The 11,030-nt window shown below is 70.3% G+C and carries 13 protein-coding genes; 4 read left to right on the top strand and 9 right to left on the bottom strand.

Going from position 1 to position 11,030, the window contains the following annotated elements:
* Positions 1 to 88 precede the first annotated feature (88 nt).
* The 4 genes from EAO75_RS18235 to EAO75_RS47470 form a co-directional block, all read right to left on the bottom strand.
* Complete coding sequence (locus EAO75_RS18235) at positions 89 to 1,270, bottom strand: DUF2306 domain-containing protein (RefSeq protein WP_261989342.1); 1,182 nt, start codon at positions 1,268 to 1,270, stop codon at positions 89 to 91.
* A gap of 113 nt (positions 1,271 to 1,383) precedes the next feature.
* Positions 1,384 to 1,917: a PadR family transcriptional regulator gene (locus EAO75_RS18240; protein ID WP_147996144.1), complete on the bottom strand. Its 534-nt coding sequence runs from the start codon at positions 1,915 to 1,917 to the stop codon at positions 1,384 to 1,386.
* Between the two features lie 61 nt (positions 1,918 to 1,978).
* The gene (locus EAO75_RS47465; protein WP_261989343.1) at positions 1,979 to 2,443 is read right to left on the bottom strand and encodes a PhnE/PtxC family ABC transporter permease; all 465 of its coding nucleotides are present in this window, start codon (positions 2,441 to 2,443) and stop codon (positions 1,979 to 1,981) included.
* Positions 2,444 to 2,466: 23 nt separating this feature from the next.
* A complete protein-coding gene (locus EAO75_RS47470) occupies positions 2,467 to 2,766 on the bottom strand; it encodes a PhnD/SsuA/transferrin family substrate-binding protein (RefSeq protein ID WP_147996145.1) in 300 nt (99 codons plus the stop codon).
* Positions 2,767 to 3,149: 383 nt separating this feature from the next.
* Here EAO75_RS47470 and EAO75_RS18255 point away from each other — a divergent pair, with 383 nt between their 5' ends.
* Together EAO75_RS18255 and EAO75_RS18260 are read left to right on the top strand one after the other, a co-directional pair.
* On the top strand, positions 3,150 to 3,554 hold the full coding sequence (locus EAO75_RS18255; protein WP_147996146.1) for a VOC family protein: 405 nt from the start codon (positions 3,150 to 3,152) through the stop codon (positions 3,552 to 3,554).
* Between the two features lie 197 nt (positions 3,555 to 3,751).
* Positions 3,752 to 4,135: an AQJ64_40280 family protein gene (locus tag EAO75_RS18260; protein WP_147996147.1), complete on the top strand. Its 384-nt coding sequence runs from the start codon at positions 3,752 to 3,754 to the stop codon at positions 4,133 to 4,135.
* Between the two features lie 174 nt (positions 4,136 to 4,309).
* Here the strand turns inward: EAO75_RS18260 and EAO75_RS18265 are convergent, their stop codons facing one another.
* From EAO75_RS18265 to EAO75_RS18275, 3 genes are all read right to left on the bottom strand, one after another.
* On the bottom strand, positions 4,310 to 4,981 hold the full coding sequence (locus EAO75_RS18265) for a hypothetical protein (protein ID WP_147996148.1): 672 nt from the start codon (positions 4,979 to 4,981) through the stop codon (positions 4,310 to 4,312).
* A 173-nt stretch (positions 4,982 to 5,154) separates the two neighbouring features.
* Complete coding sequence (locus tag EAO75_RS18270) at positions 5,155 to 6,852, bottom strand: FAD-dependent monooxygenase (protein WP_261989344.1); 1,698 nt, start codon at positions 6,850 to 6,852, stop codon at positions 5,155 to 5,157.
* Between the two features lie 171 nt (positions 6,853 to 7,023).
* Entirely contained in the window at positions 7,024 to 7,917 is an 894-nt protein-coding gene (locus EAO75_RS18275) for a PfkB family carbohydrate kinase (protein WP_187284496.1), read from the bottom strand.
* Positions 7,918 to 8,122: 205 nt separating this feature from the next.
* On the opposite strand from EAO75_RS18275, the gene EAO75_RS18280 reads away from it, so the two are divergent.
* The gene (locus tag EAO75_RS18280; protein ID WP_187284497.1) at positions 8,123 to 8,797 is read left to right on the top strand and encodes a glyoxalase; all 675 of its coding nucleotides are present in this window, start codon (positions 8,123 to 8,125) and stop codon (positions 8,795 to 8,797) included.
* 39 nt (positions 8,798 to 8,836) lie between these two features.
* On the opposite strand, the gene EAO75_RS18285 is transcribed toward EAO75_RS18280, so the two are convergent.
* Positions 8,837 to 9,268: a hypothetical protein gene (locus EAO75_RS18285; protein ID WP_147996152.1), complete on the bottom strand. Its 432-nt coding sequence runs from the start codon at positions 9,266 to 9,268 to the stop codon at positions 8,837 to 8,839.
* Between the two features lie 293 nt (positions 9,269 to 9,561).
* Positions 9,562 to 10,284, bottom strand: coding sequence for a dienelactone hydrolase family protein (locus tag EAO75_RS18290; protein WP_147996153.1), 723 nt, complete (start codon positions 10,282 to 10,284; stop codon positions 9,562 to 9,564).
* A 344-nt stretch (positions 10,285 to 10,628) separates the two neighbouring features.
* Here EAO75_RS18290 and EAO75_RS47475 point away from each other — a divergent pair.
* Positions 10,629 to 11,030, top strand: a 402-nt coding sequence (locus tag EAO75_RS47475) for a helix-turn-helix domain-containing protein (RefSeq protein WP_261989346.1), incomplete at its 3' end; no start/stop codon positions are given.

An 11,030-nucleotide genomic window follows, 5' to 3' on the forward strand; every position in this document is an offset into this window, starting at 1 on the left:
TTCCGTTTCCGGACAGGAGGGGGCCTGGCGGGCGTGCGGCGGACCGGCGACCGTGTAGCGCGGCGGACGGCCACGGGACAGCGGTCGGCTACGAGACGGGGGAGGTGACGCGGGAGGCCGACGCGGCGGCGGGGGCCGCGGTCGATCGCTTGAGCAGCTCGCGGGCGTACATCACGCGCAGGCTCACCACCGCCGTCGCCGCGGTCGCGAGGACGCCGCAGCCGATGGCGAGGCCGGCGGCCAGTGCCGTGTGGTGGTCGAGACCGAGAGTGCGCTCGAAGACCGGGGTCGCACCGGCCGACAGCACAGGGGCCAGACAGAGCGCCGTCAGGTGCAGCCGCCACTCCTCACGGGCCCAGGTGCGCCCCTGCCGCGCGGCGCGCCGGGCACCGGCGGCCATTACGGCGTAGGTGACGGCGTACGGCAGCAGGTAGCCGGCCAGCAGGCGGTGACCCGCCGCCCCGAAGTCCAGGTAGGAGTACACGATCCAGGCCAGAGCGGCGGCGCCGGCCAGGTGGGCCGCGGCCAGCACCGGCAGCGGGGCCCACGACCCGGACACTCCGGCGACGGACTTGCGCCGGTCGAGCGAGCGCGACGCGATGAGCGCGCCGAACGCGACCACGGACCCCAGATGCATGATCGCCACCTGGTTGATCTCGGCCATCGACAGGCCCGGCAGCAGCAACGGCAGACCGCCCCACTCCAGGCGCAGCAGGGGAGCCGTCAGCAGAAAGCCGTAGCAGAGCAGCATCCAGCGCTGGTGCAGATCCGGGAGGCCGCCGACGGCGGCCAGGATGCCGAAGGTCACGCTCATCACGGTGCCCACCAGGATGGTGGCGAGCACGATCCAGAATGCCGCCCCGCTGAAGGCGTCCTCGGGAGCAGTGCGCGCCAAGTACAGTCCGGCGCCCGCCATCGAGACGTACACCGTCACCGCGAACACCACGCCGAGCACGCGGTGCAGACGCGTACGCCGCCGGGCCGCCGTCAGGAGCTGCGCGGGCCCCAGGAGCATGAGCAGGCCGCCGAGCACCGAGTGCACGATCATCGGCACCAGGCTGTGCCGGTACGGCTCGATGCGCGTCGCCAGCGCATCCGCGACGTAGCTCGGGGAGACGAGGCGGGACATCAGCCACTCGCCGAACGCGGGCGCACCGGGGCTGGCGTACGGCCACAGTTCGGTCATCGCGACCGGCGCATAAGCGACACACATGACGGTCACCGCGATCGTGGCGCCGCGGCGCCAAGTGCTGCTGGTCGGACGGCCCACGGCGACCTCCTGCTCATGGCCGCTGCACGGCCGAACCGATAGTCCAAGTTGGACTATCGAGAAGGTAGAGGGGACCAATGCCGAGGTCAACGGTCCGTGCTGGTCGGGAATCGTCAGGAATCCGTGGACGTGCGGTCCTCCCGTTGCCGCACCCAGGTCCAGAAGTCGACCATCATCCGCTCGTATCGGATCCCGAACTCAAGCGCCTCGCGCTGACCCGAAGTCAGCAACTCCCCGACCTCGTCCGCGAGTTCCTCGTACGACCGCAGGGTGCGCCGGTGCTCGTCCACCTGCACCGGGGCCAGCACGTCCGGCTGCCCCCCGAACCACAGCTTGAGGATGCCGCGCTCCCTCGCCTCCACGGGCACGAACTCCGGATCCCCGAGCCACTCCTGAAGCGCGGCGCGCCCCCGGTCCGTCAGCGCCAGCACCCTGCGGTTGCGTCCGCTCTCCTGCCGCACCTGCGACAACAGCCCCGCCTCCAGCAGTCGATCGCACTGTGCGTACACCTGCGCGTGCGGCACCGACCAGAAGGGCGCCACCGTCCGGGCCGCCTCCCCCTTCACGTCGTACGCACTCGCCTCGCCCAGCTTGTCGATGATCCCGAGCACCAGGTAGGAGGGGGTCGTCAACCGCACGTCAGTCATGAGGTGACCGTATCGCCACAGGCCGCGGCAGAAGGGCACACCTTCTGCCGGCCCGTATCCGTCAGCGCACGACGCGGCGCAGCCACACCGCCAGCAGCTCCACGGCGAGCACGGTGGCGCACACCCGCAGCAGCACGGTCGTGACGACCCCGAAGTCCAGCACCCGCGCGGCGTTGAGGAGGTCGAAGCCGATGCCGCCCGCGCCGACGATGCCCAGCAGGGTGGCCGAGCGGATGTTGACGTCGAGCTGGTACAGGACGTGTCCGACGAACGCGGGCGCGGCCTGCGCAAGCGTCGCCGAGCAGAAGACCTGCCAGCGCCCGGCACCCGTGGCACGTACCGCGGCCTCCACCCCTGGGTCCACCTCTTCCAGGGAGTCGGCCACGAGCTTGCCGAGCAGCCCCACCGCGCCGACCCCCAGGGCCGGCGCGCCGGCCACCGCGCCCAGGCCGGTGATCACCACGAAGACGATGGCGAGGACGAGCTCCGGAACTCCGCGGACCAGCACCACCACGACCCGGAACACGGCGGCCGTGGCGGGGGACGGCGCTACATTGCGGGCGGCCAGTGCGCCTGTCCCTCGATGACGGCGGCGTAGTTCGTGGCCTTCTGAAATTCGATCTTCCGGCCGGTCTCCTTCTCCAGCATCTTGATCACGCTCGCGTAGGACGCCTTGAGGTCGGTGGAGTTCTCGGCCGGGACGGCGGCCATCACCAGGGTGCCGCCGCCCTTTGCGCCCGACGACGTGTCGGATTCGGAAACCGCGCTCTCGCCGCAGCCGGCCAGGACGAGAACGGAGCCGGCACCGAGGGCGAGTACGCCGAGATTGCGCCGGATCACAGGAAACATCGTTCGACTTCTCCTCAAAACGGCCGCAGTGGTCGCCGGAACGGGTTTTGAACGGGACCCAGGCTGAATCCAGGCCATGCCGTGGCAGAGAGGCGATGGTTACGACGGGTCGAACGGGGCCGGTCTCTTGCGGCCGGCGGACCGGACGACTCGGGCTGCGGGTGGGGTGTCTGCGGGAGCCTCGGCCTCCGGGATCAGTGGGCTCACCTGCACCGCACCGGCGACTGAGCCGCTGAGCGCGAGGAGCGCTCGACCATCGCTTCGTGCGGGTGAACGGCGACCGACCATCCGGACGCCGTTCACGTGGCGGGCGTCGGGCCGTGGCGCGATTGTTGCCCTGAGACGTCAGGACGGCTCACCCACCCGTGAAGGAGACACACGGCATGCTCGGACAGTCACAGGCCTTCAGCGGCTTCTCGGTCGGAGACCTCGACGAGGCCCGTCGGTTCTACGGCGAGACCMTCGGCCTCCAGGTCGAGGAGACCGGTCAGGGGGACATGCGCATGCTGACCCTCCGGCTCGGCGGCGGCACGCAGGTCTTCGTCTACCCCAAGGAGTCGCACACCCCGGCGACGTTCACGATTCTCAACTTCCCGGTGGACGACATCGAGGCCGCCGTCGACGAATTGCAGCGGCGCGGCGTAACTCTGGAGCGATACCCCGGATTCGACCACGACGAGAAGGGCATCGTCCGCGTCGGCGAAGGTGGGGGCGGCGACGTCCCAGCGGCGATCGCCTGGTTCACCGACCCCGCCGGGAACGTCCTCGCCATCCTCCAGGAACACTGACCGGCCGGACCGGGCGCCGACGCCGCCGGTCATGACCGACGCGAGAGCCCGGTCCGCGCCGAACCCTCGAGCAACCCTCGCGAGCGCCGTGCGGTCTTGCCGGATGCCGACATCGGGGCAGTGCCTGTCCGACACGGCGGCATAGGGCAGAAGACGACCTGCCGAGCGCCTGACCGAGGGTGGAACCGAGGGTGGAGATGACGAATCTGAACGCTGTGGTGACGTGGGTCGACGCACGCGAGAGGCTGCCTCGGAGCGGAATGCCGGTGGCAGCGGCGATCACGGGCCGGTATCCGGCTGACGGCTCCGCCGAGCCCGACAAGGGGTCGGGGGAGGAATTCTGGCTGGTGAGGCCGATGGTCTTCACGACCCTGCACTGGAGCGAGGACGGGACGGAGCACCGGGACTGCTTCGTCGACTCCGACGGGGTCGTCCGCCTGCCCCACGGCCTTGGCAGCGACGAGACCGTGACGCACTGGGCTGAACTCCCCACCCTGCCCGGCGGCACGACGTACGTCGTGCTCGGGGACGACGTGCAGTCAGCTCTCCAGAACGCGTGGGGCGCTCCTCCCCGCACCTGACGCACAGGCGATCGACGGCCACGAGGAGGGATAACGGCACCCGCTCCCCGGAAGAGTTCGCCATGACGCGCCGCATCGCCTACCGCGACCGGCACCTCGGCGAAGTGCTGGTGCCTGATCGCGGTGTTCTCCACGGGGTGATGAGCAGACGAGGCAGAGGCAGCCGCTCTTGTCCTAGCGATCCGCCGGCTGCGGTACCCCGGCTGCCGCCGTACGACGGGCCCCGCTGCGGTAGGTCGAGATGCCCAGGGCGAGCAGCCAGTAGCTGAGGATCGCGCCCATCAGCGCGGTGGTGCCCCAGCCGTTCGCCGCGTAGAAGTTCGCGGGATTGTTGCCGAAGAACAGGGACGGCACGAAGAGCAGATTGACACCGGCCAGGACGTAGGCGGAGCGGCCGGTCCAGGGCGGCAGCAGGTTCGTCCGGGAGATGGCGTACCCCACCGCGGCCAGGAACAGCGCCAGCAGCAGTCGGCCGATCGACCCGTAGAGGATGTAGGTGCCGCTGACCGTGATGGTCGGATCGATGGAACGGTCCGCGGCGATGACCGCACCGGCTTCCAGCCCGCTGGAGACCAGGGTGACCGCCGCGTAGACCAGCCCGGTGGCGAAGGCCGTCGTGCCCACCCACTCATAGGCCGGGTTCACCCGCTTGACCAGCTCACGGAAGGCCGTCACGAACACGATCAGGAACGCCAGCGCGACGATCGCGATCAGCAGTCTGGCCAGGACGTTCGAGTCCGGCGGCGGACCGGAGTAGATGAAGTACAGCGGTACCTCGATGATCAGGGCGGCCGCGGTGGCGATGCCGGCAAGGCCCGTCAGACGCCTGGCGAAGGTCTCGTTCATGGGGGTCCCCCGAAGTGGATGGTGGATTCATTTCGTCGGTTCGTTTCCGACGACTTGAATCCTGCCGCTCCCGACCGGGCCAGTCCCTGGGCCTGGACACCCGATGCAAGGGTGGCGTTACCGACACCCCCACCACGCCGCTGATCCCGGGAAGCAACCCTCAAGCGGTCGCCCTACTGCGGCAGTTGGAAGACTCGCCCCAGAGCATCGGACAACGCGGACGCCGTTCCCGGAGCGGTCAGCGGTGACAGCCGGGCGCCCAGATATCCGTCCGGGCGGATGAGAAAGGCCGTCGGGCCCTCGGCGCCGTACAACCGCGCGAACTCCCCCGCACCGTCCTGGAATACGGGCAGGTGTCGACCGTCCGCGTCGGTCTGCCCGGAGACGGCTTCCGCAGCGGCCTGGTGCCGGCTGACGACGAACACCTTCACATTGCCGCCGATCAGGCGATGGACGGTGGCTGCGGTCTCCCGGCACGCGGCGAGCGCGGCGGCCGAGTCGGCGTAGAGCACCAGGACATGCCCGCGGTCGCGCAGCAGGTCGTACAGGCGCAGAGGCATTGCGGCCACGCCGGCGGCGAGACCGGGACAGTCGGGAGCTCGCTCACCGGGCTGCGGGGCGGGTGACCCCGAGTCGCCGTTGCCGGGCCCCGCGCCGTCGGCTGCCACCAAGGGACTGCTCGGGTAGGCGACGAGCAGTTGGGCCTCGCGCAGCATCACGGTCGTCATGTCGTCCGGAGCCGCCCGGATGCCCTCGGTGGCGTGCTTGACCGTGCGTCCCACCACCTCCTCGCCGACGGGACGCCGCTCGGCGTCGTAGCTGTCGAGCAGCCGGGGATGGGCACCGCCCTCCAGCGCGAGGGCCAGCTTCCAGGCGAGGTTGTAGGCGTCCTGGATGCCGGTGTTCATGCCCTGGGCACCGGTCGGCGGGTGGATGTGCGCGGCGTCCCCGGCGACGAAGACCCGGCCGACGGAGTACCGGTCGACGAGGCGATGACTGATGCGGAAGACCGACGACCAGCGCATGACGGACGCGGTCGTGGGCTGCGGGGAGAGCCGGTCGAGGACCGCCTGGATGTGCTCGACCCGGGGCGCGCGCCCGCCTTCCAGCCCGTGGGCGACCGAGTCCCGCGAATCCCGTGCGGGTTCCTCGCCGTTCGCGGAGAGCTCCGGGGGCACCAGCATCGACATGCGGTACCGACGATCCCCGGGCAACGGGATGCAGACCAGGAGATCGTCGACGCGGCCGTCCCCGTCATGGTGCGTGGCCCGCACGCCGTAGCCCTGGGGGAGGCTCCAGTCCACCTCCACGTCGGCGAGCATGTACTCCTCCGGAAACGCACCCCCCTCGAAGGACAGCCCGAGCCCCTTGCGGACGGTGCTGTGCGCCCCGTCGCAGCCGACCAGGAAACGCGACCGCAGCTCCTGCTGGGCCCCCGATGCAGTGACGATCCGGCTGACGACCCCGTCCTCGTGCTGCGTGAACCCCACCAGTTCGGTGCCCCGCTCGATCCCGGTGCCGAAACGGGCGAGATGCTCCTCGATGATCCGCTCCGTCTCGTACTGGGGCAGGGCAGCGAAGACGTACGGGACCTCGGGCGGCAGCCGTAGCTCGAAGCGCCCCTGCTCGACCCCGTCGACGTACGTCACCTGCCCACGCATCGGCACGGCGACCTCCAGCGCGGCCCGCACCATGCCCATCCGGTCCCAGATCTCCAGCGTCCGCGGCTGGACACCGACGGCCCTGGCGTACGGCAACCGCGCCGGAAGCCTGTCGATGACGCGGCAGGCGACTGACTGCCGCCGCAGCTCGGCCGCCGCGGTCAACCCGACCGGCCCCGCACCCACGATCAGTACATCCGTGTCCACCACCGGCGTCTCCCGCCAGAAGCCCCCCTTCTGGCCTGCCTCCATCGTCCATTGCGGGGAAGGGGACAGCGACTCAACGGGTGGGGCCCCTGGTCAGGGGGCGACAGGGCGTGCTCCCTGGTCAGGGAGCGGAAGCGGGCGGTACGTCGCGCAGGGTGCCGGCCGGCTCTGTCGTCAGCGCATCCAGGCTCGGGTGCCGAACGAGGCGCACGCCCGCGAGGCCACCAGCGCGGCAGCGTGCAGCGCCCGGACGAAGCCCTGCGCGGTCAGCTGCCGCTGGGCGGCGAGGTGATGGGTGAGGGCCCCGTGCAGGATGTCCCCGGCGCCGAGTGTGTCCGCCACCACCGGCACGGTGGGCACCTCGACCGTCCCGCAGCTGTCGGGACCTGCCCACACGATGGGCCGCTCTCCCCTGGTGACAGCCGTCCAGGCGACCCCGTGCTGCTGGAGAAAGCGCAGGGTGTCGGCGGGGGAGCGGGTCCCGGGCGGGCGGAAGTCGGCGGAGCAGACCGCTACGTCGATCCACGGCAGCAGGTTCTGTGTGCCCGGCTTCCAGCTTCCGGCGTCCAGGACGGTGTGTCGGCCGGCCGCACGCGCGGCCCGGGCGGTTGCGGTGGCCAGTTCCATGTGGTGTCCGTCGAGTTGGACGATGTCGCAGGCTGCCACCAGCGCGTGGAGATCGTCGGGCGGGGCGAGCCGGTGTCCGGTGGCGTTGGTCGAGGCGACGGCGCGTTGCCCGCTGGACGCGGTGACCATGATGGAGGAGACGGCGGGCGGGTCGGTCGAGTGGGAGGCCAGGTCCGAGACGGTCACCCCCGCTCGATCCAGGTCGGCCGTGATCGCGAGTGCCAGCGGGTGGGCGCCGATGGCGGTGAGCAGTCCGGCGGCGCCGCCCAGGTGGGCGAAGGTCACGGCCGCGTTCGCCGCCGGGCCGCCTGCGGCCACGGTCTGTTCGCGAGCGGTGAGCTTCTCGTCAGGGGCCGGTACGTGCTCGACGAGCTGGATGACATCCAGGGTGCACAGCCCGACGAACAGCCCTTCGGGCTGTCTGCTCGTGCGCGCCTCCACCAGCTGAACCTCCTCCGGACCCGACGCCCGGGGATGGCGGCGCCGATGTGCCGGCCCGCCCCGAGATCACCGTGACCGGTCCCTTCAACCGTGCCCCGGGCCGCCGTGGCTCACTCACCGGGGGGCGTGGGAGTGCCCGTCGACGCGGGTGCCGGACAACGGTCAGGAATCGAGAAGCCCTGACCCCCGGGCAGCCCATAGCGTGATGGTCATGGAAACCACCGCATCCACCAGGTCCCTTGCATCCGTCACCCTCGAGGTCGCCGACCCCGAGGCCGCCCACCGCTTCTACACCTCTTTCGGAGTGGAGGCGCACATCCGCCTGCGGGCGTCCGAAGCTCACTCCACCGGATTCCGCGGGTTCGCCATGGCGCTCACGGTGTCCGGGCCGGCCACCGTCGACAGCTTCCTGGGGTCCGCCGTGGACGCCGGCGCCACGGTACTGAAGCCGGCCGCCAAGTCTCTCTGGGGCTACGGCGGCGTCGTCCAGGCACCGGACGGGACGATCTGGAAGGTCGCCACCGCGGCGAAGAAGGACACCGGTCCGGCCACCCGGAAGATCGACGAGGTCGTCCTGCTGCTGGGCGTCGAGGACGTGAAGGCCACCAAGCAGTTCTACGTCGGACAGGGCATGACCGTGGGCAGGAGCTTCGGCGGCAAGTACGTCGAGTTCGCCTCCGCCGAGGCCGGCGCCGTCAAGCTGGCGCTGTACAAGCGCCGCGGCCTGGCCAAGGACCTCGGCGTCCCCACCGACGGCACCGGTTCGCACCGCATCGTCCTGGGCAGCACCGGCGGCGCATTCACGGACCCGGACGGGTTCGCCTGGGAGGCCGGCACGTCGCACACGGAAGCACCGTCCAGCGAGTCGGCACTGTCCTGAGGTCGTCCCTCTCGCTGCCGCTACCCCTGCCGCTGCCGGTCAGAAGTCCGTGGGCAGCCCACTCACCTCGGCGATGCCGCGCAGCTCTTCCGTCTGCTGGTGCCGCTCCCTGATGTAGTCGGCGATCTCGCCGAGGCGGACCGGGTCGGAGGCAGTGGTCGCGTCCGTGACGATCCTGACCGGGCCGGTTTCGTCGACGTCGATCTCGACCACCTCGTTGTCCAGACGGCCGGTGACAGCGGTGGCGATGACAAGCGCGGCCTCGTCCCTGACCTGCGGGGGCAACTCGTCGCCGGACGAGTCGAGCGCGAAGTCGAGGCTGGAGAGACGCTCCTCATCGAGGGCCTTGAGGACCGGTTCCACCACGCGCAGCAACAGGCGGTAGTCCTCCGTGTCCATCCGGATGCGCAGGAGATCGAGGTACACCTTCACGGGCTGACCGTCGCCTTGCGGAATCTCGGAATCGCTCATCTTCTTCGTGTTCCCCGCAGGACGCGGATCAGACGTGATTCGGAACATCCGTGAAACCACGCAGTTGAATTGATAGCCGCAAGCGTCGGCCCCGCAATACTCGTCCCACAGCAAGGGCTACATCTTCAATGAACCACGAGAATTCCGGGAATATATCCCGGAGAACAAGCTCCTACGCCGCAAGCCGACCCCGGGCGGGGAACCCGGGGTCGGCCGCGGAGGACAGGACGGCTCGATGAGCGGCGTCCTGGCCGGCACCGCCTACTGTCCGCTGGCGGCCTGACGGCCCGGCCTCACTTCAGGTGTCGGCCGAGGAAGCGGCCCCCGTCCTCGAGCTCGAACCACGGGGTGCCGGTGTGTCCGCCCAGATTGGCGTGCAGTGTCTTCTCCTTGGTGCCGAAGGCGTCGAACAGGTCCAGGGCCCGCTGCCGGGGGTTCCCCTCGTCGTCCCACTGCAGCAGGAACAGCAGCGGAATGGTGACCTGCCGGGCCTCCTCACGCTGGGTGCGGGGTACGTAACCTCCGGCGAAGAAGCCGGCGGCCGCGATACGCGGCTCGGCCACCGCCAGCCGAATGCCGAGGGCGGTCCATCCCGAGTAACCGACCGGGCCGTCGATCTCGGGCAGCGCGAGGAGGGCGTCCAGGGTGGTCCGCCATTCCGGGACCGCCTTTTCGACCAGCGGGCCGATGAAGGACTCGAAGATCTCGTCGACGGGCTCGCCGGCCTGCATCGCCCGCCGGAGGTCGGCACGGGCCTGCTCGTCGGCGGCGGAACGGGGACGGGCACCGCACCCGGCGGCGTCGATGGTGGCCACCGCGTAGCCGCGCGCCGCGGTGTACCGGGCCCGGGCCACCAGCCGGGAGTCCGCCTTGGGCAGGCCGTTGTTGTGGGCCATCAGGACCAGCGGGGTCGGTGCGGCGGATTCAGGCGTCCACAGGGTGCCGGGGATCTCGCCGAGGGTGAATTCGCGCTCCAGGACGCCGTCGTCGAGGCGCAGTTCGGAAGTGAATTGCATGGTCGTGCCTTTCGGGAGTGCTCAGAGATGGCGCTCCCGGACGACCTAACGCCCGACCGTGACCCCGGAGGGGAGCACCCATGTCGATACTGCGTTCACGGGTACCACCTCCTCGTTCTCTCGCACGGCCTCCGGAAAAGTAGCAGTGGTCGCCGTGGTCCGCAAAGGGGTTTTGGCCGTACCCAGGTTCCCCACGGCCGTACCTGACTCAAAGTTCGGTGGCGTCGGCCAAATGACACCAGCCGTCCCTCGCCCACTCACCCGGCGCAACATCCGTTCGGGTTAAAGGGGTGGGTTAAATGGCGGGCTAACGCTTGCTAGGTTTGGGGCGGAGGTGGAGCCGCATGGCATCTGAGGAAGAGCTGTTCGCGAGTGTGGACGCCTTGTTGGAGGAGGAGCCGCAGCTTCCGCCTCCGGCGGAGCGTGCTCGTCTTCGTGAGGCAGCCGGTGTCACCCAGGCCCGCCTGGCGCAGGTCCTGAAGACTACGACACAGTCCGTGAAGAACTGGGAGAACGGGCGCAGCGAGCCCAAGTCGCCGCGCCTGGAGGCGTATCAGCGGCTGCTGAAGGGCTGGGCCGCGAAGTACCGTGCGCCCGACCTCGAACCGGCCGCAGCCTTGCCGTCCGGGCCCCAGGACACCGCCCACCCCGACGACTTCGCCACCGCGCCCACAGGTCCTGCCGCGCCCACAGGTCCTGCAGCGCTCGCAGCACCTCCCGCGCCTGCCACCCCCGCACCCCGAAGG

Source organism: Streptomyces sp. UW30 (assembly GCF_008042075.1).
GTDB lineage: Bacteria > Actinomycetota > Actinomycetes > Streptomycetales > Streptomycetaceae > Streptomyces.